The sequence below is a fragment of the Shewanella psychropiezotolerans genome, assembly GCF_007197555.1.
GTDB classification, from domain to species: domain Bacteria; phylum Pseudomonadota; class Gammaproteobacteria; order Enterobacterales; family Shewanellaceae; genus Shewanella; species Shewanella psychropiezotolerans.
In genome coordinates this window covers 1,005,349-1,030,829 of sequence record NZ_CP041614.1, presented here as the reverse complement: position 1 = coordinate 1,030,829, position 25,481 = coordinate 1,005,349, and the positions used below count along the sequence as shown (strand labels likewise).

Below are 25,481 nucleotides of genomic sequence, written 5' to 3'. Positions count from 1 at the left end.
CTCTAGCAAGCTTGCTCTATCTAGATGACGAACAAGCTTGCCGAGATATACTTGTACTCAAAGTTTTATATGGTTAGCTTATCTTGACTGGATCACCAGAGGCGCGAAGAACGCTCTGGCATTGCCGCCCGCACCATAATGATTTGTGTAGGTCTCGCCCTCTTGTAAGGTGTAATACACATCCACAAAGTCATCGTTATTGGTAAACCAGGCATCGGGTAAGGCATTTAATATCTCGTTAGTTATCGTGGCTATGATGGCATACCCCTGTACTTCCGGATCGGGATATTGCTGCAAGACGCGCTCGGCAATACTCACGAGTGCGGTCGCAAGATCTTTATAGTTAGTCCCATCATCATGCTCCATGAGTACAAGATCGGCGGCGGCCCATCGGTAACGCTCCCAATGAATGACTATCTGATTGGGATAATACTCGGTGCCTGAATAATCGAGATAAGGCATCTCAATGATATCCAGCACGGGTTCATCACGGCTTGGGTTAACGCCCGTCACTATGCCGTAGATCTCGGCTTTACCCGAAATCCAGGGCTCCTCATCATCTTTCACACTGATCTGTTTGATGACTGTGGTCGATATGAGCTGATCCGCAGCGGTAAAGGCACTCACCTGATGCTTAGCTCTTTTGATCTGACTCGCAGAATGTGTGCTCAAGGCTAATGTGTCTCGCATCACAGCCAGACCTTCACGCATGGCTTGCTGCTTATCTAACCCAATCACAATCACGGGTCTCTGGGGAAGCTGATACACATCGAGCAAGTGAATATTACCTTCAACATCATAGGCTTCGATATTAGCCCACTGCTTATCATCACCATCAGGCTCGAATGCAAATAGCGGCGATTCGCCTTGTTGCCAATCGCTCAGCATGCTGGCATCGGCCAGACGAAATTGCACTAAACTGGGAGCCTGAGATCCACTACGGACTGTATTAATCTTAGGTTTAGTGTGAGTATATAAACCTTTCGCTTCACGGATCGCCAACTCGCTTTGACGTAATGTCTTGGTGTCGCTGCCACTGGACCGGAACACTAAATCAGCATCCATGGCCAAGTTATATTGGTTGATATTGGATTGCAGCACAGGTAACACTCGAGTGTATTGGCGACTGAGTTCCAGTGCTATCTCACGTTTAGCGTGAGATACGCTGACACTGTATTGTGATGCTTGCTGAATCGATATATCTGTTCTTTCGACTGGCTCGGCGGAACTACATGGCGAAATAATAGAAGCCAGAGGTACCGTTATCATAAGCAAGGTTAAAGTCATTTTTTTCATATTATGTCCTTATTGAATATTACTCGTTTTATATTGCTTCTGTTCGGTCCTAGAAAGCATATGAGCATAATTAACAACCCATGTAAATAATAATAACAATAGTTACCAATAACATTTACATTCATTCGATTTAGAATTGAATCTAAATTTGAAATAGGTAACTTGAATAACTGATGTCTTAATATGGAAACAGCGACGGTATTCGATCAGATATAAAAAATAACTAATATTTTGTTTTTCGTGGGCTAATAAAAATATCTATTTTATTTCATCTAACTTGGTCATATGACTGTTATCATTGACTCCACTTTCTTATACCTATTGGTATTACATACAATTTATTGCGCGAATACTATGATGATCAATACTAATAAGAACCAGCCAGACAATGACCTGATACATCATGAAAGTCTCATCCATTATCTTTCAACATTAGGTGTCAGCAAGGATGCTATCGGGCAGGTTCAGGCACAATTTAGAGCCATGAATGTAAATGCTGGAGAGGTATTATTGTTACAGGGGGAAAAGCAAAAATATGCTTACTTTATTGTTTCCGGTATTTTAAAAGCTTGTCATTATGGCAACTCAGGCAGTATTTTGTCGAAGGAGTTCTATTTCCAACATGAGTTATGTTTCCTATATTGTTCATGGTTGACTCAAGCCCCGGCAAAATATCAGATTGAATCGATAGAAGATGCACTACTCATTCAAATCCCCCTTGAGCAGCTATCTCATGCAGACTGGCAGTTAGCCAAGATAGCTTTACTTAGCCAGCAACTCATTTACAAAGAGGAAAAAGAAGCATTCTTCCTATTGAACACGCCTGAACAGCGTTACCTTTTCCTGGTAGAAAACAGGCCTCTTTGGGTCAATACACTCAATAATATTCAGCTCGCTAGCTATATTGGCATCAATCCAGTGAGTCTTTCACGTTTAAAATCAAGGATATAGAACTATTTCCACATTGAGAAGAGTCGACACAGGGAATGGGAAAGGATAAATAAAAGTCATCACAATTAACTTAGGTTAATTCACTGTTCGCGGTTTTTCCCTATCCTTGGCCTACCTCAGCTTAGTTTGTTAACTAAGCACTTCGTCAGTTAGGTTGTTCTATGTCTGTATTTGCAATATCTCAAGGCCTGATCGCTATCGCGATCATTTTTGATCTGATCTCATTCCAATTCAAACAGAGACAAAAAATCCTTGCTTGCTTATGCGTATCAGGCATCTTAATCAGTAGCCACTTTTTTCTGCTCGAGCAGTGGACCGCTGCAACCTTGATGCTGCTTGCTTCAATCAGATATCTGGTCACAATTTTTAGCCACTCGAAACGTTGGATGATGTTTTTTCTAGCCGCAAGCTCCCTGGTTACCTTCGTCACTTTCAGTGGGCTCTTGAGCTTAATCAGTTTTGCAGGCAGTGCCACCCAGACCTACGCGGCATTTTGTCAAAGCGATCGAAAATTAAGACAATTGATGCTAATAGGAACCAGTATCTGGCTGCTCAATAACGCACTAATTGGCTCCCCCACAGCAGTGCTGATGGAGCTGCTATTTATCGGCAGTAACTTACTGGGCTATTACCGATATTATGGCTTCACTTTTGCGGCCAAATATAAGCAAACTTAAGCAGGTATGACTCGAGTCTGATACTCACCTACTCATGCAGAAAAGATCTATAGGTATTGATCGACCATTGTCTGTATCACGTCAGGCATAATAGGCTTGTTGATGTAATCGTTAGCACCGAGTTTCAACGCAAAATCACGATCCGAACTCTCAACTAAGGTGCTGATAACAACCACAGGTATATTGGCTCGCGATGAGTCCGCCTTTAGGAACTGAAGCACCTGGTAGCCATTCACCTCAGGCATAGTGATATCCAGTAAGATGAGGTCTGGGCTCAATGAATTTAAGATATCTATGCCACCACGACCGGAGTTTGCAGTAGTGACTTGATAATCATCGCCTAAGATTGCGAGTAACACCCCGGTACAAACAGGGTCATCATCAATTATCAGAATTTTAGATCTTTCCATGTAGCCCTCTCAGATCTATTTTCAGTGTCTTTATTGTATCCAATTTAAGGGGAAAAGATACCCGCGAGATAAATCCAAACAAGAGTCGAAAACCTAAGTACTAGGACACCTAGTACTTAGGTTAAGTTTCCCCAGCGTACTTGCTACTTAAGTTCCACAAAATGTGGTGTAAGGCCCAAAACTCTTTGGCGCCGATTTGGTATATCCCTCGGATCCAGACTGTAATGTGAAGGGGGTTTCGAGTACCGTGAGCAAGTTTTCGAACGGCTCATAGTCAGCTCTTTGTTCTGCCGCTTCTATGGCTCGCTCAACCTGATGATTGCGAGGGATATACATAGGGTTAGCTGCATTCATCATGGCGACGCGTTCGGGCAGAGAGAGCTTTTCCTTTGCTTGATCGTCGAGAGAGAGACGCGCTATCCATAACTTCTTCCACTGGATAAACTTATCGGCATCATTGAATAGCTTATCGCTTTCGCAGCTTGTACTCTCAAGATTAATCTCTTCAGCACTCTTGCTCTCGAGACTGCTAGTTTCAAGATCGTTAGCGAGTTGGCGAAAAAGTAAGGTGAAGTCCACCTCTTGCCCCGACATAGACTCGAGCAGTTGCTCGCAAAGTGCTAAGTCGCCTTCCTCTTCGGTGGATATACCCAGTTTTTCCCGCATGCCAGTTAGCCAGTAGCCTTGATACACCTCCCAGAACTTGGTGACGGCTTCAGTCGCTTTCGCTACCGCTTCCTCTTCATCATCGCTTATCAAGGGCAATAAGGTTTCGGCTAATCTGGCCAGATTCCACTGTGCTAAGACTGGCTGATTATTGTAAGAGTAACGTCCGTCTCTATCGATGGAGCTAAACACAGCTTTGGGATCATAGTCATCCATAAAGGCGCAGGGACCATAATCTATAGTCTCGCCGCTAATCGTCATATTGTCGGTATTCATTACACCATGAACGAAACCGACCAGTAACCAGCGGGCGACTAACTCAGCTTGCTTGTCGCAAACCGCACATAAAAAGTCCAGGTAAACCTGTTGGCTGCTCTTGAGCTGCGGATAGTGACGCTCAATGGCATAATCGGCCAGCTGTTTAACCTTATCTTGCTCACCGCGGGACGCAAAAAACTGAAATGTGCCGACACGTATATGGCTGGACGCGACGCGAGTGAGAACGGCTCCAGGCAGGAGTTGAGTGCGCATGATCTGTTCACCAGTAGTGACTACGGCTAACGCTCTGGTGGTGGGGATGTTTAGGGCATACATGGCTTCACTGAGTATATATTCCCGCAATACAGCGCCCAGTACTGCCTTGCCGTCGCCGCCTCGTGAGAATGGCGTCCGCCCAGAGCCCTTGAGCTGAACATCCACACGTTTGCCGCCTTCATCCAGCACTTCCCCCAACAATAGGGCCCGGCCATCACCCAACTGAGGGCTAAAACCACCAAATTGATGTCCGGCATAAACTTGTGCCAGTGGACTGGCACCTATTGGCGCTTGGCTCCCAGAAAAAACCTCGGCTAATTGAGCCGAATCGTGATTGCTAAGGCCGATGCTATTCGCCAATGAAGTATTCAATTTCACTAGCTCGGGACTCGACGCTTTGGCACCCGGGCAGGTAGCATAAAAACCCTCTAAATTTCTTGCGTAACTGTTGTCGAATGTCAAACCTAGGTCAATATTCATGCTATTCATCTTATTTCCATGCTATCGAGATCAATCTAGCCACAAAGCTATTCTTGTTACTTTACCTTAATCGACAAAAGAAGGTGATCATATCGAGCGACTTGCATAGTAAAAACCTAAGTACATAGCGTTGATACAAGCTAGTTTTTCTCAATAAATAGATGACACTTAGGTCAGAATAAAATGAGTTAAGGAGTCAGCCAAATTAGTGATTTAAAAAATATGAACTATGCTTTTGTTAGTTCGTAAGTCACACCAATTTGCTTCGGTATAGCAAATGGCCCCTGCTGAAGCTGACATGGAAGTTCGAGAACAAATATGTGCAGATGCTCACAAACAACCACACTTAACGTTTCCCCCTCGTTCTAATAATTTTGCTTCTGACCGAACTGCATGCAAACAGATAGATATAACCCAATGCTTTAGTAATAAAAGCGGAGATATTTTTGATGCTTAAAATGAATGTAGGGATGAAAATTGGTGCAGGGTTTTCCGTCGCAATTCTATTTATCTTAGCTATCGGCGCAGTCTCTTATCACAGTACGATTAAACTGAACGAAACGGCGCAATGGAAAACTCATACTTACCAAGTCCTAAATGCGTTGAAAAGTATGATCTCGAGTATGCAAGACGCTGAAACGGGCCAACGTGGTTTCCTTCTTACAGGCGAAGAAAGGTATCTAGAACCCTTTTATTATGCAGAAAAGAAAATTGACCAAAACTTAATTTCCCTTTTTGAGCTGACCCTAGATAACCCCATACAACAACAAAGACTCAAATTACTCGAACCTAACATTCATGGACCTGACAGCAAGTTTTCGGAGCTAAAAGAAACGATAGCAATACGCAGAGAGCAAGGTTTAGAAGCCGCGTTAAAGATCGTGCTATCAGATAAAGGCAAATTAATCATGGATGAGATCCGTCGGCAAGTCACCGAAATGACAGTCGAAGAAAATAGACTATTACAACAAAGATCGATTGAGGCATCTTCAACGGTTGAAAACGCAGTATCAGCCGTTATAGCCTGTGCGTTATTGGCGTTCGTTATGCTGAGTATCATAGGATTATGGATCACTAACAACATATCTGCTCCACTCAGAGAGATTGCGTCTGTCGCAAAACGCATCACTACCGATGGCGTTAGCGATGGCGATGGCGATGGCGATGGCGATGGCGATGGCGATGGCGATGGCGATGGCGATGGCAGCGATATTAGTGCCAATTTAGAAATTCAATCCCGTAAAGATGAAGTCGGCATCCTTGCCAGGGCTTTCTCTGAGATGACGAACTCACTGGCGCTCAACTCACTGGAACTACAAGAAGCCCTACTGCAGGCCGAACGTGCCAATGAGATTAAGGGTGAATTTTTGGCGAACATGAGCCACGAAATCCGTACACCAATGAATGGCATTCTAGGTATGCTAAAGCTGCTACAGCATACAGAGCTCACCAAGCGTCAGAATGACTATACCCTCAAGGCTCAATCAGCGACGATCTCACTGTTGGTTATTATCAATGACATCTTAGACTTCTCAAAAATAGAAGCAGGAAAGATGACAATCGAACATGAAGATTTTGTGTTTGATGATGTCATGTGTGATCTCAGCGTTATGCTAGCAGCTAACCAGGGCGAGAAAAATATCGAGATCCTTTTCGATTTAGATCCTGGTACCCCCGAAACCCTCAAGGGGGACTCGCTTCGAATTCGCCAGGTGCTACTCAATTTAACGGGTAACGCCATAAAATTCACTCATCAAGGACAAGTTGTACTGGCAACTCGCGTGCTCAGAAAAGATAAAAACACCGTGAATATAGAGTTCTCAATAAGCGATAGCGGAGTGGGGATCTCTCCCAATAAGCTGCAAGATATTTTCTCCGGCTTCAGTCAGGCAGAATCATCAACATCTCGTCAATTTGGCGGTACAGGATTAGGCTTAGCCATTTGTAAACAGTTGGTAGAACTTATGGGAGGGGAGTTACAAGTTCAAAGCGAACTAGGTAAAGGCAGTCGCTTCTTCTTCACTCTGACCCTGGAGATAGGAACATCTATAGCGAAAGTTGCACCGTTAAAGAAAATGCGAGTATTGATCGTCGATGATTGCGCCTTAGTTCGTGAAGTATTGCAAACTATGGCCGAGTCTAATGATTGGCAATGTGACTGCGTCAGCAGTGGACTGCAGGCCCTCGAACTATTGCAGAAAGTCGATACTCCGACCTACCAAGTCATACTCATGGACTGGTGTATGCCTGGCCTGGATGGCATGGAGACAACGAGACGAATTCGCCAGCTATCAGAAATTCAAGGGAGTACATCTGTGGTGATTATGGTCACGGCTCACGGACGCGAGGCCCTGGAAGATGCTTCACATCAAGAGACCGGCCTTCTTGATGGTTTTCTGATAAAGCCCATCACCGCATCTATGCTTTTCGACTCAGTCAAAGAGGCGGTTTCAAATGAGGAAGACCATAGATTAACCAGGCTGAAAAATACTCAGCATTTGTCTGGTTTACACTTGTTGGTTGTTGAAGATAACTTACTCAACCAGCAAGTGGCCAAAGAACTTTTGGAAACCAGTGGCGCAGAGGTCACACTAGCCTCGGGTGGCATCGAGGGCAAGATGCTAGCACTGAGTGCTACCCAGCCCTTCGATGCCATTCTTATGGATATGCAGATGCCGGATATTGATGGGTTAGAAGCGACTCGTCAGATCCGTCAACATAACCATATGCTGACGGTACCTATTATCGCCATGACGGCGAATGCTATGCAATCAGATAGAGATGCCTGCAAGGCCGTTGGCATGGTCGATCATATCAGTAAACCCATAGAACTCGATGATATGCTAGCAACCATAATTAGTCACACTGGGCAAAAACATGTCAACGACACCACCCCCTCGGTCGAGCCTATGGCAAGCAGTAATAAAGTAATAGATGACCTAGGGGGGAAGCTAGAGTCTTAGACGCTGAGCTGGCCATAAAACGGTTACGCGGAAAAAGAGAGTTATACCTCAAGCTTATCGAAGTATTCCGAAGTGATGCCTGGATTCAGTTTAGAAACTTTGAATCTGGCTTACAACAAAATGAAATACAGGTAGCGGTTAACAGCCTCCATACCCTCAAAGGTTTGGCTGGCACAATGGGCACCATTGCCTTACAGGAACTCACAACTGAAATAGAAGTACAGCTCAAACAAGCAATCGCCTCCAGAAAAGAGGTAACTAACTATCAAGTATGGATTAAGGACATCGAAAAATCTCTGAATGAAGCCTTAGCGCAAATGGAAATTATGTTCCCTCAGGTTCACAAGATTGCAAAATAGCAAACTTAACTTCTAAATTTCCATTTACCAGGCTAGTGCTTTCAAGACTGCTAATCTTGAGCTCCCAACAAGAGATGAGTGACGTATGCTCTGCCCCAGTAATAACTGAGGTAACAAGTCTAACCATGGTTAGCCCCTTGAAGTAGAAATGTTAAGGACAGGTCTTCACTCAATATGTACTCCCGCATACACGTACCTAACTACCGCCTTCACCACCTCTCTACATTAATCCTATTTTATAGAATGTTTAGGCCGATATTTCGCAATATTCATTCGATTATCCCACTGGTATGCTAATCGTAATCGCTAATACAAAAACATTGTTAGCTAGATAATTTTTAGCTAGTTCAGGAGAAAAACATGAAAGTACTAAGTCAATTTTCAGCCAGACCAGCGATGGATGGCGATGGCGTGAATATTCGCCGGGTAGCTGATTTTAATAATACCAAGTTCGACCCATTCTTGATGATGGACGAGATAAAGTCCGATGATGAACAGGACTTTATCGGCGGCTTCCCCCTCATCCTCACCGTGGTATCGAGACATTTACCTATATCCGCAAAGGTGGATTTGAACACAAGGATCACCTGGGAAATGTGAAAGCCATTCGCGCTAAAGATGTGCAATGGATGAGTACCGGCAGCGGAGTCATACATTCCGAGATGCCCCTGAGCGACGCCGATGAGGGCCTGCATGGGTTTCAGATTTGGGTCAATATGCCAGCGAAAGATAAGATGCGCCCAGCGAGATATCAGGACACCAGTGAAACGGTAAACCCTGAGGTTAGCAATGACTCGGGCGCGACACTGCGGGCTTTGGCGGGAGATTGGGCATTTGCCGGACAAGCAGAAATTAGTGCTCCGATACAAGGGCTCGCGGGTGAAGCCGCGATTGCCGATCTCATGCTGAGCCCTGACGCTATGGCCGAGTTACAGCTCAAGAGACATGAGTTTGTCGGCCTCTATCTGTATCAAGGAACGCTTAGCAGTACTCACATAAATACAGGCCAAGATACCGACAAGGAAGCTAAGCAATATATCCAAGGTCAATATCTGATTCTGGATAGTCAGACCTTACTTGAGATGCAGGCCGGATCTAATGGCGCGGGATTGCTCTTGTTCGCAGGCAAACCCATCAAGGAAGATATCGTGCATATGGGGCCTTTTGTAATGAACACACAAGCAGAGATCCAGCAGGCGATCGATGATTATCAAGCCGGACGCTTTGGCGAAATCCCGGCGTAATCCCAATCCTAATAATTAACAGAGTATTAAGCCTGAAACTAAGTTATTGAGCCATGGCGTTAAACCGCTAGCCAACACAGAAGCCAGATGTTAAAAATATAGTCAAATTAAAACTATAAAACTCAGGAAAATGCATCATGACTAACTCAAGGCTTGACTCAGAGATTGACACAAAAGCTGAACCAAGGGCGATAGACGACACCTTAACCACGGCTTCCAATGGGACGCCGACGGTACTGATCACAGGGGCATCTAAGGGAGTTGGCGCGGCTTGTGTGCATGGGTTTGCAAAGGCCTTTCCTGAGGGGGTTAACCTGGTATTAGTGGCTAGAGGATTAGCGGGTTACAAGAGTTAGAGAGTGAGTTAGGCCAATACCCTAATGCCAAGGTGTTGACCCTGACGGCCGATATTGCCGACCTAAAGGCGTGTAAACAGTTAGTCGCGGCTGCAGCGAAAGAATTTGGCGGCATCAATGTCTTAGTCAACAATGCGGGCCTGCACCATAGAGGCGAATTTAGTGAAAGATCGCCGGAGCAGATAGCGGCCATGGTGGATGTGAATCTAAGATCCCCCCTGTATCTGGCTGCACTCGTGCTGCCCCTAATGCCTAAATCCGGCCCTAAAGCCATAGTCATGGTGGGCTCGCTTGCTGGCCGTGCGCCACTTCAAGGCGCAGCGACCTATAGTAGCACTAAGTCCGGGCTGAGAGCCTTCGCCTATGCCTTGAGCGACGAACTTAGGGATAAGGAAATCAATGTGGCTGTGGTGTCACCCGGTCCTATAGATACCCGCTTTATTATGGATGAGATAGATGAAGTGGAAGATATTGTCTATTCCCAGCCCATGAGCACACCAGAGCAAGTCGCCGACGCCATAGTTAAGTTAGCGAAAGGTACAGAGACCGAAATTACTATGCCCTGGTTTAGCGGTAAACTCACTACATTAGGCTACCTGTTCCCCAGATTTCGCCGTGCCAGTCGTGGACTGCTCTATCGTATAGGCCGTAAGAACAAGGATAAATACCGACGACGTCAATCTTAAATCTGAGGTAATTTCAACATAGGTGAACTATGAAAAAACGGTTTACTTATCCATCAACTCTGGATTATAGTCGCCCACAGAGCTAGCCCTTATGGCTGGCTTTATCACTAACGTTAACAAGAGAAAATTCAAACAAATTAAATAGGAATATTCGATGGCTAAACATCGTAAGTCCGACACCGTTTTGGAACATGATAGCGGTCGCGGCACAATCAAAGACAACGCCTTAAAAGCATTAGTCACCAGCGAGCTTTTTAGAATGAGAACCGAGAAACCCAAGAAAGGCAAAGGTTCATACAACCGCAAACAACAGAAGGGGCATGTGCTGAAGGGCAATGCCCCTTTCGATTTTTTAGGGACACTGATTATGGGCATTGCCTAGCTTTAAGCGAACAAGTTAGATTCGCTGAACACCATCTCCCCCCACACAAGAATCCCGTCAGATAAGAATCGCGTGCTAAACCTCTTCTGTCATCTAGTGGCACAGCCAGAGAGCTTTATTATCGAGTAATTTTCGACTCCGGGCAGATAGACTCGGATTATCTATCTCAAAAATCTTACGTGTATCCAGCTTAGCTTTGTCCAGTATATCGGCTGTAGCCGAGTGGCTGTTAAAGAGTGCATCAAAACTGCCATCTTCTATGGCTAAGATTAGCCCCTTCTCGATACGTTGAGCCAGTTGCTCATTATTCTTATTGACGAAGAAGTAGATAGGCGAGGAATACTTGATTAACAGACTCGACTCAACCTGAATATCATCCTGGCCCTTAACTTCATCCCAGGGCTCATGCAATCCCCGAGGAAAAGCATCAAAGCGTCCCTTTAATAGCATATCTATCATCTTGTCGCCTTTACCTGATACCACAATAAATCCTTGTGACCGCAGAATATCGGTATCGGGCCAATCTTGCCCCTGTCCTAAAATAATACTTTGAAACTCAGCTAAAGTTTGGATATCTGTGAACCTTTGCTGCTCACCACTGCGAATAATTGCAATTCGATAGCCCATTAACCCCTTCATGATAGGAATATATATAGCTCTTAGCTCTTTCTCACGCTGGGGGATGTCATTGTCCAAACCAGATCGATAAGCTGGCCACGAGCCACAGATTTAACCGCTCTCCCCTGAGGCATTGCCATAAACACGGGCTTTAGACCGAAGGGGCCAAACTCAGGCTGACTTTTCTTTAGTGCTAACTTTAGTACCTCTATATAATAGTTCTGTTTTTCGTCAACATCTTGAGTCGAAACATTGTATCGAACCACTGCGACTGTATTCCTCTCAGCCGAAGAGGCACCGACAGGATTAATCAGAGCGGTGAGTACAAATAGAAAAGAGGAAAACAAAAATCTATGCATATAGCTAACTGACACTTATGTCCTTATAATCTCAACATCCAAATGTTAAAATATCTTTTATATCAAATCTTTAATTTAAAATCCACATGACATTTATTCAAGAAAAACCCCGACCCACATTAGCATAAATTAATTTAGATTTTCTAATTGACAGTATACCTTAAGAGATACACTATGAATGTTCACTTAATTCCCCAAGTTTAGGAACAGGGTTTAGTTCATGCAGTTAACTCAATCTCAAACAAGTCATCAAGATAAGCTGGTATCGATTCAATTACGACTCCTAGTAACGAATACCGATCCCCGTGTGATGACTTGTGTGTGGCCGAATCGGCCCGCGGATGAGATGGAAATAGAGTACTAGTCTAAACCATTACCCAGCCGCAAAAGATAGCAATGCGGCAGATAACTCCCCCTTCTTCGCTCCGCTCTCTTCTCGGCTTACCACAAATTTGATGACCAAGACTCAGGTTTTTCTTCAAATTATTAATACCAAAAGTAAGCGAGGTACAAGATGACAATGCAAGTCCCGGCAACATTACCCAGACTGGTTCCCGCAGCCTTTTTATCTGTGGTTTTGATCTGGTCTACCACTCCACTGGGCATAGTCTGGAGCAGCGAGTCTGTTCATCCGACCATGGCTGTGTTGCTGAGAATGATGATCGCCTTGTCTCTGGGGAGCTTGATCTTGCTTATAACCCGTATTCGATTGCCATGGAGCAGGACGGCAATAAAGCTTTATGGCGTCTCATCCATAGGCATAGTCGGCGGCATGTTGCTCAGCTACTTTTCGGCTCGCTATCTGGCATCGGGAACCATGTCCCTGATCTTCGGTCTGTCGCCGCTAATTTCAGGTTTGCTAGCTCAGAAGCTGCTCGGTGAGGCCAAATTTGGCCCCATGAAACTATTAGCCCTGGCCATGGCTTTTATCGGATTAGGGATTGTTTGTTCATCTAAACTTTCATTGGGCTCGGATAGCTGGATTGGCCTGATGCTGATCTTGACTGCGGTATTTCTATTTAGTCTCAGTGGCGTGTTAATAAAGACCATCAAAATCAATATTCATCCCATCGCGAGTACGGTTGGTGCATTAGCATTTTCGACGCCAATATTTGCCTTGGCTTGGTTGATATTCGACGGCACCCTACCAATAGAGACATGGCAGGAGAGATCACTCTGGTCGATCCTGTATCTGGGGGTGTTTGGCTCCCTGATAGGCTTTATCGCTTACTTCTATATCCTACAAAATCTGAAGGCGAGTACTGTCGCCCTCGTGACCTTAATAACACCTGTGTTCGCCATGATGTTAGGGGCTCAGCTTAATGGCGAGACAATCACAGATGCCTTAGTCATAGGCGCCATGTTTGTAATTTCCGGCCTGGGCCTATATCAGTTCGGTGAAACGGCCATGGACTCTATCAAACATAAGCTGATGAAGAAAAAGAGCCCTTGATTACTGCGCTCTGTGTACATCCTCTGTGGTATTCGAGTCAGTGAACATCTGATAAATCAGGCTGCCACCGATAAGCAGCACGGCGATGATTAATAGCCGTGCTATAACAGCCGATGAGGAGATAGGGATCTTACTATTGCCGTTACCTAGATAGGGTTTATTATCCTTCACATTATCAGTATTGGCTTCGACCCCTTCAATATAAGCCTGGATGGCATTGAGTTTACTGTCGAGTTTAGTTTCTATCAGAAAGAAGATGGTGTCTCCGACCTTGGGGCGCCTGCTCATATGTTTCAAGACTGAGATATGAATAAATATTTCCTGATCGCTAGCCGGCCCATGTAAAGTGACCATATCTACATGAGATGCATCTGGCCTGAGAAATCCAAACCCTTTATCATCATTCCAGCGGATCAATAAGCCCTTTAATATCTGAGTTTTCATACCTGTATCTGGGTCTATCCTTAAGTTCTTCTTTGTAAATGAGCCAGCCTAAATTCGCTCACCTCAGAGTCTGCGTTTGTTTTTAGTATCGCTCATCGCTTGCAGCTTCTGTTGGAAATGAGTATCGAGTTTAAACCACAACTCTCCCGCTGGTGACACATTTTTCATAATGGTGTAGTCACCAATCTTGCCCAAATAAAAACGAGAGAACTTATCGGCCATAAATGAAGTTTGAGCGAACATCTCACCTTCACCCACAGCATCACAACTTATCTCAATCGGCGAGGTCTTTGATATTGAAAAATCGGCTATGTTCATCACCCCCCCTTAACCCTAAGCGAGTCCTTAGACAGTATCTCTACCAGTTCGTCGTAATGGGTCTTACCCTCGCAAATACCAGGGATCTTCACCCAAGAACCTATGATGAGGGGAACTAAGCTTTTATCTTGATCATGTTTGCCCGCATTAACATACATGCCTATCCCGACTCCAGTCGCAGCCAGTAAGAGGAATAAACTAAGGAACAATATCTTGGTATTTTCTGAGGACATTGGATCCCTTCACAGATACAGGAATTTAGATGAGGTCAAGTTATCCCAATAGATATAAAACATCCATAACATATTGTTAAATACGTATAAACCATGAGCCTAACTCTTAGTGATTTATATCCCCCTTAATCAAGAAGGCGAAATATTGGCCTGCTAAAACACGATAAATCAGTTATAAAATTCATTATGGTAGGAAAATAAGCTTAATTAGCTTTTATCATAAAACATAAGGTATAGACGAGTTCACACCTGACAATGGGATACCTTATAAGATTCGCCAGTATAAAACTGTTTATTAAATACTGAGCCTCGGCTTCGCCAATGGCAAGCTAATACCTATACTTTAAGCCTGCCAAAATCACAATCCAGATTAAATTCTATTAGTTATAACCTCTAATAAAATCTTTCTCCAAATTGATCACATCTTCCTTAGCGCATTGAGCCTCCTTAGCCTGATCTAACTCTTCGGCGGCGAGCAACTTGATAACGTAATCGACTCTACAACGGTATGAGCTAGAGGTTTCATAGAGGTGATGATTAACTTTAAAATGCAACTCTGGCATGGCTGGTTTATCTTGGCTTGTAATTGACATAATTGATTCCTCGAATGACTCATCTATATCCTTTATATCGGATATAAACAGCTAGACTTTAATACAGCATATGCTGTGCCAAAATCAATCAGAACCATAATTATAACTTTGTTTCACTCGGTTTATCATGGGCAAATAAAAAGATAATCATCTAAATTATTATTAAGTTAGCTGATATTTATTTCAGCTAACTTAATAACGAAAAGAAGAATCCAGATGAAAACTATTGTTCGCTAAATGCAAAAATACTTCCCACTTTGCAATGCATCTCGAATAAGCAGTACAGCACCCGGATTTAGCTGCCAGCCAGTGCTCCCTTTAACACCTGCTAATCATCTAACTTAGAGATAGCCATCCGACTAATGTCTTTACCCCACAGCTGAATGATCTTTCGGGTCTTATCCTTATTGAAAAAACACTTACCAAAAATGATGATCCCTGCACCTTCAAGGTCGCGTCGCTCTTGGATATCAAATCTCTTACACAAGGCCTCTTGATAATCTTCGACAGGAATACCCACATCCCTGCAATCGGCAGGATTGAGCCAGTGCATATTTTTATCGCTGTGAGAGAGGGTTCCCCAGTACATACGCGGCGCACCGTTGTCGGTAGGCTCAGCATCGGCAAAGTTAACGAACAAGTTCTTGGCCCGCCAACGGTACTTCTCATCGGTATAGACCCAGAGATCTGATTCGGCCAGTTCACTGCCCCTAAGTAAACTGTGAAGCAGTTTGTCCAATCCCTCCGAAGAGACTCGGCTCATACCAGACTGCTCATCTTGAGTCCCTGCTTTATCTGCGCCTATTTCTGCTAAGTCTGTATTACCTTTATCAGCTTTACTCTCAACGACAACCTTTTTATCTGCTGAGCTAAGACTAGCGCACTTTCCTCCAGCTCGTTTAGAAAAATCAATGACCAGGGCATCGTTGTCCACCAGCAGTTGATTAACTTCGATGGCGGCAAGCTCTTCACGCACTTTTGCATTTGAAGGGTTAAATTCACTGCAATCTGTCTGGTGGTAACGAGAGCCAAAACAGGCGGCCTTGCCATCTTTCGAGGCTTTGCGGAAGTACGCCTTGCCATTACAAGCTGGGCATATGAGGGACTGCCGATAATGTTCAATATCGGCATCACTCAATTTTTGAAACTTAAACACGGTATAAGTAACCGGCTTGGTCTCATCTAAGGTACAGATGGCATCTAACATAGGGCTATATGAGTCTCTTGCAGTGCATAAATTAACGCTAACCTAAAGCCACTATAGATGATACCAGTTCCATTAAGTAAGTGATCATTCAGCGGGAGTTAAAAATGCTGTAGGCAAGTAAGGGGATTGAAGCTAATAGTTATTCTCGGCAACAAGCTCCTGCGTTGCTCTACCTCCAGCATCCATGCAGTCGTATATCGAAAGCCACTTGCGCAGCATAAAGTATTTTTAAACCCGCACTACGTGAGCTTCTCAGGACTTCTACTTCTGTGTTGCTTTGCCTCAAAAGGGAATAACCATTTCCTCAACAATGCGCCGTGAATTAAAAGCCCTGAGAGAGCTCTGAATTGTTCATCAATTTAATGGAATTGGTATAATACTGAACCCCATAAAAAAGGAGAGCCTATGCTCTCCTCCTCTGGTGGTAACCTGCTAGGCTCCCTTGAGTCAGTAAAAATCGTTAGCTATTTGACCTCATTAGCCACAGCTTCAAACTTAGGCTCAGATGTGTCACCTTCAATCGTCAGCTCTTGCTTTGCCCCTTGTTCCTTGTCGACCTTCAACCAGGCAACAAATAACTCATACCAGATGGCAAGCACGACGGCGCCGAGGAACAAACCTATGATCCCGGCCGACAGCATGCCGCCGATGGCACCAATTAAGATAACTGGCATAGGCACATCCACGCCACGTCCCATCAACAGAGGCTTAAGGAAGTTATCCGACACGCCAGCAATCAGCACCCATATAGTAAAGATGGTCGCTGGTGTCGTATCCTGAGTAGAAAACACATAGAAAATAACAGGTAGCACAACAATCAGTGCCGGCAGCTGGGCGATACCGAGTATCAGCACACCTAAGGTGATCAGCCCTGCCGCGGGTACGTCAAACACGAACATGGCGGAGCCGATTAACATGGACTGGATGAATGCCACGCCGACAACCCCAAGCAAGACGCTGCGTATGGTCGCGGCGGTTAGTGTGGTCCACTGCTCGCCATTCTTACCCACAACACGTACTGCGACAGTGCTAACGGCCTCAGAGATCTTCTCCGCATGGGACATGAAACCCGCCGCTATAGCTAAGGAGATGATAAACATCATCAGAGTCGCCAAGCTGCTCCCTATTACCGAGGCTATAGTGCCCACGGCCGTCTTTATCTCAGGCAGGAAGTGCTGCACCGCCTTCTCCAGGTTAGTGGAGAACAAGGCCCATATTTCATAAAGCTTATCGCCGATCACTGGAATATCGGCCACCCTCTGGGTCGGGCCAGGTATCTTAACATCACCACTCTGCAACACCTCTATGGTACGGCTGACGCCATCGAATATTGAACCTGAGACTAGGACAAATGGAACGACCAGTAGGGCGACTCCGATAATAGCCAATGCAGTCGCAGCCAGTCCGCGTCTGCCCTTAAAGGCCTTCTCAAGTTTCTGGGTTAGTGGCATCAAGGCCACGGCTATGATGGCACCCCACAACACGGGAATGACGAAGGGCCTGATAATGTCATACGTCCATACGATAAGCATAAACAGCAAGCCGATGCGAATAGCCGACTCCATCATGTTATTGACGAATATTTTACTCTGCTGATTTCCCACTCGATTATTTCCTTGTTGATTATCCATGTTGTTTTCCCTGATTTGAACTCACTAAACTCGCTACCACGATAGCCATATAAAACACTCCGGCGATCGCTTCCATGTAGACAAGGACTTGTGAAAATGGGCTGATGGGACTGATATCCCCATAGCCTAATGTGGTTAAAGTAACGAAACTAAAATAGGCCAGCTGAGAGAAGTTTTCCCCCCAGGACATCTGGCTCATGCCAGTGAAAGAATGTGGCGCAAACTCCATGACCATAAGGTAGGCAATGGTCCACATCAAGCCCATCAGGAGGAACAGGGCCACAGACCCCACCACCTTGTTGCCGTCCACTGTGCCGGTAAATAAGATCTGCCTGGAGATAGATCTAAATGTCCCCCAGAAAAAGGCAAACATGATCAGCAGCACCAACAGATCTATCTCCTGTATGCCTAAAGCTTGCCTGAGTATCGAGGCAAGCACCCAGCATAGCGCCAACATCTGCATGAAGCGTTTCCAACGAGGATCAAAACGCAAACTCAATATGCAGACCAGAAAAGTCAGCACTATCACCCCTTCGAGTACATATTCTAAGATACCGCTCGGCATCACCTCTACCAGAGATGAGGTTACCAGTAAGCCAATGAGCGCGAAGGTCATGTAGTAGAAGTTATTTTCCTGATTGATTTTCTTATTCATCGCCGAGCACCATGATCGAAGCTGACAGGCCGAATCTCAACTCTACTCCCTCGGGAAGCTCGTCTAAGGTAATACGCACAGGAATACGTTGTGCCAAGCGGATCCACTGAAAGACAGGATTCACATTTGGCAGCAAGTTATAGCCCACGGTACCGTCTTTAGGCGCTATGCCCCAGCCTATCGATTCCACTTTGGCCTCGATAGGCTTATCTGGGTGTGCCATCAGGGTCACCATGGCAGTACTGCCTATATGTATCTGCTCTAACTCACTCTCACGAAAATAGGCGAAGGCCCAGAAGCTATTGCTGTCGACCAGAGCGATAAGCGGCTGATTCATCACAGCCTGGGTACCGATCTGGATGTCTATGTTAGAGACATAACCCTCTACAGGAGCATAAATATTAGTGAAGCCAAGATTCATTCTGGCCGCCTTCAACTGCTCCTCGGAGGCCTTAATCTTAAGCTTGGACTCTTCGTAAGCTATCTCACGGCGGATCAAATCTTTATGGGAAACGGCTCCCTTATCTTTCGCCCTGATGTCCTGAAGGCGATCGAACTCAATCTTCTTACCCTGCGAGCTCAACTTGGCCCGCTCCAGCCCGACTTCGGCTTGGGAGAGTGAGACTTCATAGGTACTGGGATCGATCTGAAACAGCAGATCTCCCTTATGCACAAACTGGTTATCCTTGATATAAACTTGCACCAGAGGACCGGAAACCCGGGGAGCCAGCTTGATCACATTGGCTCTAATCTGGCCATCACGAGTCCAGGGGTTGTTAAAGTACTCCTGGTATTTCTGATAACCCAGAAACAGTGCGCCGCCTATGATGAGGACATTGAGGACTATGATTAATAATTTTTTCATCTTATTCACTTGTTCGAAGGTCCATTTAGAAGCGTAAAAAGAAACTATCTATGCCGATAACGTAGAACAAGGTTATCGCCATAAAGGTCATCGAGGGAAACGCAATGAAACGCGACAACCTCGTCTTATTTAACAGGGCTACCGTTATCCAGCTGGCGATTGTCGCCACCACCAGTACCAGTAACAGGGGCGAGAAATAAACATCTCCCGCAGCGAGTTCATGGGGGAGATCCATCACTCATTCCCTCCTTTAATCGAAAGCTGAGCGCTAGTCTGTTGAATATCCGCAACCGCCGGTTTGTTTCCCAGCACAGGTAATAATTGAGGTTCATCTAAAACATCTCCCCAATCGGTTCTCTGCCTCATCAGCTCTCTAGTTGCATCGCTGATAAAAGCCTTGCCATTATTTATCTGCCAGCCACCGCCTAGGGATTTATAGAGCGCCACAACTTGATTGGCCACATTGCCCTTGATCTGGGCATAACTGTCTTCGCTACGGGTCATCTTTTCTACCGAGTTCAGGAGTCGCTCGAAGCCTATCTGGCCATTCTCATACTGGGTCATGGAGATATTAAACGCCCGAACCGAGGCATTAACCGAACTCATTCTCAGCGCCTTCTGCTCCCGATACAGGGAATAGGATTCCAGAGCGCCACTCACCTCTTGTACCGCCAACAACACCTTTTTGTTGTAGTTGGTGAGCGCCTCTTGCAAGCGGGCATCCTCCAGGCGGACATTGTTCTTAATCCGGCCATATTGGAAAATATTCCAAGAAAATGAGGGGCCGGCGGAGAGCGTCAGCGAATCGCTAAAACTGAAACTGCTACCGCTGGGGTATTGCTGTTGATCCCTATTGAGCCGAACAGGGAAAAGCTGGGATAGAGGGCCGCCTCGGCCGAGCCTATCTTGGCACTCTGGGCATGGGCCAGTAACTCGGCGACCTGAAGATCAGGACGTCTCATCACCAGGGAAGCATCGATACTGGCATCGAGCATGGGCGGCGTAGGCACGATAGATTCGGTATTTTCATCAGTCATGGTGCGCTTGGTATCTGCCCTGCCATACTCGATATTGTAGGCATCGACCTTAGCCTTGAGCTGCTCCGACTCCAGCATGGGCACTATCTCACCAGGCATAACACCGAGTAACACGGCGAGAGCATTTCTCGCCTGCATCATGCCCAATTTAAGTGAAGGCAGCGCCGCCTTAGTGGTGTAAAGCTGACTCTTGGCCTGCTGCACATCGAGCTCGGTGACATTGCCCGAGTCATACTGCACCTGAGTGATATGTACCACACGCTGCTGGATCTGAATGTTTCTCCTGGAGAGCAGCACTCTCTCCTGAAAGGTTCTGAAGTTAATATAATTACGTGCCACTTCCGATGTGATGGTCACGGCAATATCATTGTATGAGGCGATGCTGGCATAGAGCGTCGCTTCAGAGGCCTCGACGCCCCGAGCATATTTGCCCCAGATGTCCATCTCCCACCCTGCATCGAATGACAGAGCCGCGCTATTGAGCGAGCTCTCGTTGCGATACACTTTCGCCAAGCTACCCGATGCCACCTGCACCTGTGGATAGTTGAGTGAATCACTGATCCCCAAGATCATTCTCGCCTGCAAGATACGTAGGCCCGCGGCCTCGATATCCAGATTTTGGGTATTGGATCGCTCCACCAGAAGATTTAGGGTCGGATCATTAAACTGCTTCCACCACTGAGCAGATGCTTGCATTGTCTGTTCAAGCTCACTCTCAGAATCACTCTTAGAATCACTCTTAGAATCAGAGTCTGAGGCAGAATTTTTCCAACTGTCGGGTAACTTCTTCGCCTCAAGAGGCTGAAAGTCTGGTCCCAGAGTGGTACACGCCGAGAGCCCAAGCAATGGCATCATCACCAGACAGGTTTTGACGTACTTATTTAACATTGCCACTCTCCTAAAATCGCTTCTGTCGTAAATTGTTCCAACTGATATCCTCATACGTCCGTTGACACTGACTGATGGCATCGAACACATTCTTCTTCAAATTGAGGAAGATATAGAAGCCTGAGATGTCCGTCGCCGAATAGAGCGACAGGTCGAGACCATTAAGATAATCTTCCAACTGCAACTCTGTGGCTTCATAATCCAACTCATAGCCCAAAAACACCTTGTCTGATGCCTCCTGCTTATATCCCCCCGCCAAAGACTTGGTCATGGGCAGCAGCACCTTATCCTTGAAAGAATGCCGCCCCTGTAACACCAGTTCATTGGTTGCAAACTTACTTTGGGAAGAGACAAAGATATTCAGATGATTATTGAGCATTTCACAGGCAGCACAGAAGGCCGCGAGAGCTTGTGGCGTTGTTTGCTGAAACTGCTTATTGTTAATTTTTGCCGACCATAGGGTTAATTTCTTCACAGTGACGTTCATGGTCATCTGGTGCCAATCGGTCTTGAGCCGCTGTAAGCCGTTAGGTTTAAGCGTTTGATGGCAAAGGATCACCCCGGCGGCATGTCTGAAGAAGCGCTCTCTCATCACCAGAAACAGATGTTCCGGGCGCGATGAGAAGGGAAAGTAATAGGATAAGATGATCATCAAGACCACCAGATAAAACATCATCATTACACTGAGGAGCACGGCAAAGTTATAATGCATGGTGTTATCAATACCCAGCACAAACAAACCCATAAGGAAAAATATGGTGACAGGCCCCTTGAACAGATAGAAGGCGACGAAGGTATAGATGAAAATAAAGACCCCAAGCTCGGCACCTAAAGTCAGCCCGGGCAGAACGAACACATAGGCAGGCACAGCAAACAGGAAGCCGAAGGTGAACAGCACCAGCAACATCACAGGGTGCACAGGCAAGAAAGATAGCAGGGACATGTAGATCACCGAGAAGACCACGAAGGTGTAGCCCCCCGGAGGATTGAAGTAGATCCAGATGAGTCCCGCGACCCAATAGGTAACGAATACCTTTATAGCCGTCTTGGCATTCTCCGCATCCCACCAGATAAACTGAGAGAGTGCCTTAGGGAAGCGCTCGCTGAAGTCCACCTTACCGGTCACAGAATCTATGCAGCTGATGGTCGCCGTCAACCGCGACAACTTTTCATGGAGCTGATTGAGCAAGTAGGCGAAAGTCAGCACCTTGCCTCTGCCAAGATGAGTGCAGGTTTCTAGCGCTTCTTCATCTAAAGTCACTCTGTACTCGATGACTTCACATGTGCGTTCTTTATCTTCCCAAGCCTGCTCTGACTCGATAAAAAGTGCCGCTAGCTTTTGGACAGTTTGATCGTAATCTGTGATAAAGCGCTCTAGCCTTAACTCTGTGCCCTCTTTCACACCGTGAGAGCCCGACTCGGCGACAAAAATTAGCAACTCAGAGATCTGCTTATAATAGAGCAGGGCCAGGTCCCACTCCTTCTTATAGGCCGAGACATCGCTGCACTCGGCGCTGATTGAAGTGTACCTCTGATCCAAGGCCCCCTGCGCAGCGAAGAGCTGCTTCACCAGAGATGACACATCTGTTTGCTCTGCCGACTCTTCGGGACGCTCCAGGGACATTGATTTAGCGGGTTCGGCTTGAACCTGCGTCACCTTAGAATGCGTCAGAAGATGAAAAATCTGTCCCTGTATTCGATTCAGATCATGGGCTAATGCCTTGAGGTTTTGCTCTGTCTTGACCGGAAACAGGAATACACTGACCAAGGTAAACACCACCACGCCGAATGCCGTCATAAAGGCCCGATCAACACCATAGATAAAGGCGCCGTTGGCATCGCCGCCATTGGACATCATCAATACCATCACCCCGGTGAGCATAAACACACTGGGGTCTTTCTTATAGGCATTGCGAAAATAGAAGATGAGTGAGACCACCACAGAGACCACTAACATGTAGAGGATGCGCTCTTGAGCGAAGAACCCCACCAGCAGTAAGCCGATAACGGCACCAATCAAGGTGCCAATCACCCTATAAGTACCCTTGGCGAGAGACTCGCGGCGACTGCCGGTAGAAGCGATCAACATCACAGTGGTGGCGGCCGTCGATGCCTGAGGCCAACCCATAGCCATGGGAATGAGATAAGCCAGAGTCAGACTCAAGGCAACTCTCGAGGCAAACTTGAATTTCTCGCTCAGGCAAAAGGGCCATAGCCAGAAACTAAAATTCAGCCACGACCATCTGGATTGCTCAATTTGACTTGAGTCCTTACCTTGCATTAAATATCCTTATAGAGTCTCATAGAACTTAAATAAGTGCATGAATCGACTAATGCTTTTATAGCGACTCATCGCGCTAGTCTAGTATTGAAATGTTAATGCAGTGCTGCATTATTAGATGACATCATTTCCCTGATACATGTGATAGCGTCCATCATGAACAGGTTCCTGTTCAATGCGACTATTTTATCACCAAGTACGCGTTTTACCGATAGCCTTTCGCCCTTAGCCTATAAAAAATGTGACCAATTTAAGAGTTAAAACTCATAACCAGGACAAAAATCACACAGCAGATTCGCGTTAACAGCAATTACCCGCTAAGTTGCCATCAAGATGAAACCGCAATACTTATACTCAAACAAACTCATTTCATCTTCCACTCAATACTTCACTACTTTTCATAGACATAGAAACAACAAAGGGATAACCCAAGACTTAGGGCGGTCGTTAATATGTTACATAAACGTACAGGGTCTACTCAGTCTAAAAACCGCTAAACAAAATATATACACGGATGATCCCCGCTTAGTCTAAAAACCGCTAATGAAGTTAGAACGGATGATCCACCATCACCCAAGTGTTACTACCTTCATCTGAAATCGCAATATCAGTCCTCACGACCAGACCTGCGGCTAGAAAGCGCAAAGAGAAGCCGGCATCATATTTAAGATCTGTTAACAGCTCACTGGCAGTATATTGCGCGCCCACTCTTCCGGCCTCGACGAAACCCACCAGTTGAAACCAATCAATCTTGAGAAACTTAAGCCAATTCACATCTTCTATGGGGTTATATTTCAGGGTATATCGATATTCTGCTGAGCCGTAAATAGCAGCCTTATCATGGAAACGATTCTGATCGAAACCACGCATGCGATAGAAGCCGCCTAAGGTTGCCGCCTCATTATAAGGGGCATTATTCACCACTTTCTGACCACCTAAACCGTCATACTCCAGTTCCCAGGAGGGTGAGTATCCGGTCCAGAAGTTTAACGCCAGAATTCTCTGATGAGCATAATCTGACTCGCCGAAGGAAAAATACTTGCTCATGTCTAAGTTTAAAAATGTCCACTGATTGTCTGAATCGAGCCAGGCGGCATCGTGGGAGATAGAGAAATATTGGCTACTGCCTCTAGACGGGTTAATCGAGAAATCGGTGTTGTCATACAAGATCCCCAGCTCGATAGCGTGGATAGTACCATCAGACTCTCCCTCTTCGAATTCAAAACTCTGGTAACGATTGAACTGACGCAATACTACTACGGTCGCTCCATGCTCCAGAGGATTCCAATCCCCGCCCCCACTAGGCTCAGAAATTAACAGGCCATCTTTGAGCTGATACTTCACCGAGCCTTTATCGGCAGTAGCTCCTATGGGAAGGGCATATTCAAGTTTAATATCGAACCAATTCGACGAGCCATCGGCTTCAAGATACTGAGTATTGTCCGAGTCATTACTCCCGGGAAGAGGCGTATTGGCGGGAATAAAATCTTGAGTGCCACCAGCATAGGCGCGCTGTTTAGGATAGTAACCCATCATACCGTAGGCACTTAAATAGAAACGCTCTGTATTCGGCAGCAGGAAGTTCCAGACACCACCGCCGGCCGCCTTGCTGACGTCGCCGCCAAATATTGTCCCGCCAATGGTCATATGATCTTGATAGTAACCATTGAGCATGCCGCCGACACCGATATTCAATCCCATGGACTCTGAACTGAAGAGGTAAGGCAAGACTAAGCTCTCCTTTACTCTGTTGGCCGATTCGGTGCGATTAACCGATGTTTTCACATTGGCCGCGGGAGCTGCGAAAATGGAAGCACTGATTAGCAGGCCTAAGAAGACTGAAACAGTAGAAGATAAAAAAGTAGTTTGCTTCATAGGAGTCGGTTCCTTTAGCC

26 protein-coding genes and 1 pseudogene are annotated in these 25,481 nt (G+C 45.8%); 9 read left to right on the top strand and 18 right to left on the bottom strand.

Annotated elements, in window-relative coordinates:
* Window positions 1-78: 78 nt before the first annotated feature.
* Entirely contained in the window at window positions 79-1,296 is a 1,218-nt protein-coding gene (locus tag FM037_RS04555; RefSeq protein WP_144045025.1) for a DUF3103 family protein, read from the bottom strand.
* A gap of 354 nt (window positions 1,297-1,650) precedes the next feature.
* Here FM037_RS04555 and FM037_RS04550 point away from each other — a divergent pair, with 354 nt between their 5' ends.
* Window positions 1,651-2,247: a Crp/Fnr family transcriptional regulator gene (locus FM037_RS04550; RefSeq protein ID WP_229381087.1), complete on the top strand. Its 597-nt coding sequence runs from the start codon at window positions 1,651-1,653 to the stop codon at window positions 2,245-2,247.
* 161 nt (window positions 2,248-2,408) lie between these two features.
* Window positions 2,409-2,924, top strand: coding sequence for a YgjV family protein (locus FM037_RS04545; RefSeq protein ID WP_144045024.1), 516 nt, complete (start codon window positions 2,409-2,411; stop codon window positions 2,922-2,924).
* Between the two features lie 47 nt (window positions 2,925-2,971).
* Here FM037_RS04545 and FM037_RS04540 read toward each other — a convergent pair whose 3' ends face one another.
* Window positions 2,972-3,334 carry a response regulator gene (locus FM037_RS04540; RefSeq protein WP_144045023.1) on the bottom strand — a complete coding sequence of 121 codons (363 nt, stop codon included), beginning with the start codon at window positions 3,332-3,334 and terminating at the stop codon, window positions 2,972-2,974.
* A 147-nt stretch (window positions 3,335-3,481) separates the two neighbouring features.
* Window positions 3,482-5,023, bottom strand: a complete 1,542-nt coding sequence (locus FM037_RS04535; RefSeq protein ID WP_144045022.1) for a protein adenylyltransferase SelO — start codon at window positions 5,021-5,023, stop codon at window positions 3,482-3,484.
* Between the two features lie 440 nt (window positions 5,024-5,463).
* Here FM037_RS04535 and FM037_RS04530 point away from each other — a divergent pair, with 440 nt between their 5' ends.
* The 6 genes and pseudogenes from FM037_RS04530 to FM037_RS04510 all read left to right on the top strand — a co-directional run bounded on the left by FM037_RS04530 (window position 5,464) and on the right by FM037_RS04510 (window position 11,004).
* Window positions 5,464-7,977: a CHASE3 domain-containing protein gene (locus FM037_RS04530; protein WP_144045021.1), complete on the top strand. Its 2,514-nt coding sequence runs from the start codon at window positions 5,464-5,466 to the stop codon at window positions 7,975-7,977.
* An 8-nt stretch (window positions 7,978-7,985) separates the two neighbouring features.
* A complete protein-coding gene (locus tag FM037_RS04525; protein ID WP_144045020.1) occupies window positions 7,986-8,336 on the top strand; it encodes an Hpt domain-containing protein in 351 nt (116 codons plus the stop codon).
* A gap of 360 nt (window positions 8,337-8,696) precedes the next feature.
* Window positions 8,697-9,580: pseudogene (locus FM037_RS04520) on the top strand (pirin family protein).
* Window positions 9,581-9,717: 137 nt separating this feature from the next.
* Window positions 9,718-9,936 (top strand): hypothetical protein, encoded by a 219-nt coding sequence (locus tag FM037_RS29140; protein WP_229381086.1) that lies wholly within the window; start codon window positions 9,718-9,720, stop codon window positions 9,934-9,936.
* A gap of 32 nt (window positions 9,937-9,968) precedes the next feature.
* The gene (locus FM037_RS04515; RefSeq protein ID WP_229381085.1) at window positions 9,969-10,622 is read left to right on the top strand and encodes an SDR family NAD(P)-dependent oxidoreductase; all 654 of its coding nucleotides are present in this window, start codon (window positions 9,969-9,971) and stop codon (window positions 10,620-10,622) included.
* Between the two features lie 154 nt (window positions 10,623-10,776).
* Window positions 10,777-11,004 (top strand): ribosome alternative rescue factor ArfA, encoded by a 228-nt coding sequence (locus tag FM037_RS04510; RefSeq protein ID WP_144045019.1) that lies wholly within the window; start codon window positions 10,777-10,779, stop codon window positions 11,002-11,004.
* A 93-nt stretch (window positions 11,005-11,097) separates the two neighbouring features.
* Here FM037_RS04510 and FM037_RS04505 read toward each other — a convergent pair whose 3' ends face one another.
* Complete coding sequence (locus FM037_RS04505) at window positions 11,098-11,631, bottom strand: amino acid ABC transporter substrate-binding protein (RefSeq protein ID WP_144045018.1); 534 nt, start codon at window positions 11,629-11,631, stop codon at window positions 11,098-11,100.
* 32 nt (window positions 11,632-11,663) lie between these two features.
* Window positions 11,664-11,996: a hypothetical protein gene (locus FM037_RS04500; protein WP_144045017.1), complete on the bottom strand. Its 333-nt coding sequence runs from the start codon at window positions 11,994-11,996 to the stop codon at window positions 11,664-11,666.
* Window positions 11,997-12,495: 499 nt separating this feature from the next.
* Here FM037_RS04500 and FM037_RS04495 point away from each other — a divergent pair, with 499 nt between their 5' ends.
* Window positions 12,496-13,434, top strand: coding sequence for a DMT family transporter (locus FM037_RS04495; protein WP_144045016.1), 939 nt, complete (start codon window positions 12,496-12,498; stop codon window positions 13,432-13,434).
* Here the strand turns inward: FM037_RS04495 and FM037_RS04490 are convergent, their stop codons facing one another.
* The 13 genes from FM037_RS04490 to FM037_RS04440 all read right to left on the bottom strand — a co-directional run bounded on the left by FM037_RS04490 (window position 13,435) and on the right by FM037_RS04440 (window position 25,461).
* Complete coding sequence (locus FM037_RS04490) at window positions 13,435-13,878, bottom strand: cold-shock protein (protein ID WP_144045015.1); 444 nt, start codon at window positions 13,876-13,878, stop codon at window positions 13,435-13,437.
* Window positions 13,879-13,941: 63 nt separating this feature from the next.
* Window positions 13,942-14,196, bottom strand: a complete 255-nt coding sequence (locus FM037_RS29135; RefSeq protein WP_229381084.1) for a hypothetical protein — start codon at window positions 14,194-14,196, stop codon at window positions 13,942-13,944.
* On the bottom strand, window positions 14,196-14,429 hold the full coding sequence (locus FM037_RS29130; protein ID WP_229381083.1) for a hypothetical protein: 234 nt from the start codon (window positions 14,427-14,429) through the stop codon (window positions 14,196-14,198). Before FM037_RS29130 ends, FM037_RS29135 begins: the two co-directional genes overlap by 1 nt.
* Before the next feature lie 380 nt (window positions 14,430-14,809).
* Window positions 14,810-15,022 carry a hypothetical protein gene (locus FM037_RS04480; RefSeq protein ID WP_144045014.1) on the bottom strand — a complete coding sequence of 71 codons (213 nt, stop codon included), beginning with the start codon at window positions 15,020-15,022 and terminating at the stop codon, window positions 14,810-14,812.
* 328 nt (window positions 15,023-15,350) lie between these two features.
* Complete coding sequence (locus tag FM037_RS04475) at window positions 15,351-16,229, bottom strand: hypothetical protein (protein WP_144045013.1); 879 nt, start codon at window positions 16,227-16,229, stop codon at window positions 15,351-15,353.
* Window positions 16,230-16,693: 464 nt separating this feature from the next.
* Window positions 16,694-17,860 (bottom strand): AI-2E family transporter, encoded by a 1,167-nt coding sequence (locus FM037_RS04470; protein WP_144045012.1) that lies wholly within the window; start codon window positions 17,858-17,860, stop codon window positions 16,694-16,696.
* A complete protein-coding gene (locus FM037_RS04465; RefSeq protein ID WP_144045011.1) occupies window positions 17,853-18,515 on the bottom strand; it encodes a potassium channel family protein in 663 nt (220 codons plus the stop codon). Before FM037_RS04465 ends, FM037_RS04470 begins: the two co-directional genes overlap by 8 nt.
* Window positions 18,508-19,380 carry an HlyD family secretion protein gene (locus FM037_RS04460; protein ID WP_144045010.1) on the bottom strand — a complete coding sequence of 291 codons (873 nt, stop codon included), beginning with the start codon at window positions 19,378-19,380 and terminating at the stop codon, window positions 18,508-18,510. The genes FM037_RS04465 and FM037_RS04460 overlap by 8 nt, the downstream gene beginning before the upstream one ends.
* 25 nt (window positions 19,381-19,405) lie before the next feature.
* On the bottom strand, window positions 19,406-19,615 hold the full coding sequence (locus FM037_RS04455) for a DUF1656 domain-containing protein (protein WP_144045009.1): 210 nt from the start codon (window positions 19,613-19,615) through the stop codon (window positions 19,406-19,408).
* Window positions 19,615-20,181 carry a TolC family protein gene (locus FM037_RS28740; RefSeq protein WP_221937519.1) on the bottom strand — a complete coding sequence of 189 codons (567 nt, stop codon included), beginning with the start codon at window positions 20,179-20,181 and terminating at the stop codon, window positions 19,615-19,617. The genes FM037_RS04455 and FM037_RS28740 overlap by 1 nt, the downstream gene beginning before the upstream one ends.
* Window positions 20,178-21,305, bottom strand: a complete 1,128-nt coding sequence (locus FM037_RS04450) for a TolC family protein (RefSeq protein WP_221937465.1) — start codon at window positions 21,303-21,305, stop codon at window positions 20,178-20,180. Before FM037_RS04450 ends, FM037_RS28740 begins: the two co-directional genes overlap by 4 nt.
* A 10-nt stretch (window positions 21,306-21,315) precedes the next feature.
* Window positions 21,316-23,586, bottom strand: coding sequence for an FUSC family protein (locus FM037_RS04445; RefSeq protein WP_144045008.1), 2,271 nt, complete (start codon window positions 23,584-23,586; stop codon window positions 21,316-21,318).
* A gap of 549 nt (window positions 23,587-24,135) precedes the next feature.
* Window positions 24,136-25,461: a BamA/TamA family outer membrane protein gene (locus FM037_RS04440; protein ID WP_227992660.1), complete on the bottom strand. Its 1,326-nt coding sequence runs from the start codon at window positions 25,459-25,461 to the stop codon at window positions 24,136-24,138.
* Window positions 25,462-25,481 lie beyond the last annotated feature (20 nt).

Excerpts from the sequence above, each read along its gene's own strand:
- FM037_RS29140 (WP_229381086.1), top strand. The coding sequence starts at position 9,718 with ATGACTAACTCAAGGCTTGACTCAGAGATTGACACAAAAGCTGAACCA.
- FM037_RS04480 (WP_144045014.1), bottom strand. The coding sequence starts at position 15,022 with ATGTCAATTACAAGCCAAGATAAACCAGCCATGCCAGAGTTGCATTTT.
- FM037_RS04550 (WP_229381087.1), top strand. The coding sequence starts at position 1,651 with ATGATGATCAATACTAATAAGAACCAGCCAGACAATGACCTGATACAT.
- FM037_RS04475 (WP_144045013.1), bottom strand. The coding sequence starts at position 16,229 with ATGTTAGATGCCATCTGTACCTTAGATGAGACCAAGCCGGTTACTTAT.
- FM037_RS04535 (WP_144045022.1), bottom strand. The coding sequence starts at position 5,023 with ATGAATAGCATGAATATTGACCTAGGTTTGACATTCGACAACAGTTAC.
- FM037_RS04510 (WP_144045019.1), top strand. The coding sequence starts at position 10,777 with ATGGCTAAACATCGTAAGTCCGACACCGTTTTGGAACATGATAGCGGT.
- FM037_RS04545 (WP_144045024.1), top strand. The coding sequence starts at position 2,409 with ATGTCTGTATTTGCAATATCTCAAGGCCTGATCGCTATCGCGATCATT.
- FM037_RS04460 (WP_144045010.1), bottom strand. The coding sequence starts at position 19,380 with ATGAAAAAATTATTAATCATAGTCCTCAATGTCCTCATCATAGGCGGC.
- FM037_RS04455 (WP_144045009.1), bottom strand. The coding sequence starts at position 19,615 with ATGGATCTCCCCCATGAACTCGCTGCGGGAGATGTTTATTTCTCGCCC.
- FM037_RS04540 (WP_144045023.1), bottom strand. The coding sequence starts at position 3,334 with ATGGAAAGATCTAAAATTCTGATAATTGATGATGACCCTGTTTGTACC.
- FM037_RS04450 (WP_221937465.1), bottom strand. The coding sequence starts at position 21,305 with ATGTTAAATAAGTACGTCAAAACCTGTCTGGTGATGATGCCATTGCTT.
- FM037_RS04495 (WP_144045016.1), top strand. The coding sequence starts at position 12,496 with ATGACAATGCAAGTCCCGGCAACATTACCCAGACTGGTTCCCGCAGCC.
- FM037_RS04445 (WP_144045008.1), bottom strand. The coding sequence starts at position 23,586 with ATGCAAGGTAAGGACTCAAGTCAAATTGAGCAATCCAGATGGTCGTGG.
- FM037_RS04505 (WP_144045018.1), bottom strand. The coding sequence starts at position 11,631 with ATGGGCTATCGAATTGCAATTATTCGCAGTGGTGAGCAGCAAAGGTTC.
- FM037_RS04530 (WP_144045021.1), top strand. The coding sequence starts at position 5,464 with ATGCTTAAAATGAATGTAGGGATGAAAATTGGTGCAGGGTTTTCCGTC.
- FM037_RS04490 (WP_144045015.1), bottom strand. The coding sequence starts at position 13,878 with ATGAAAACTCAGATATTAAAGGGCTTATTGATCCGCTGGAATGATGAT.
- FM037_RS04555 (WP_144045025.1), bottom strand. The coding sequence starts at position 1,296 with ATGAAAAAAATGACTTTAACCTTGCTTATGATAACGGTACCTCTGGCT.
- FM037_RS04465 (WP_144045011.1), bottom strand. The coding sequence starts at position 18,515 with ATGAATAAGAAAATCAATCAGGAAAATAACTTCTACTACATGACCTTC.
- FM037_RS29135 (WP_229381084.1), bottom strand. The coding sequence starts at position 14,196 with ATGAACATAGCCGATTTTTCAATATCAAAGACCTCGCCGATTGAGATA.
- FM037_RS04470 (WP_144045012.1), bottom strand. The coding sequence starts at position 17,860 with ATGGATAATCAACAAGGAAATAATCGAGTGGGAAATCAGCAGAGTAAA.
- FM037_RS04440 (WP_227992660.1), bottom strand. The coding sequence starts at position 25,461 with ATGAAGCAAACTACTTTTTTATCTTCTACTGTTTCAGTCTTCTTAGGC.
- FM037_RS29130 (WP_229381083.1), bottom strand. The coding sequence starts at position 14,429 with ATGTCCTCAGAAAATACCAAGATATTGTTCCTTAGTTTATTCCTCTTA.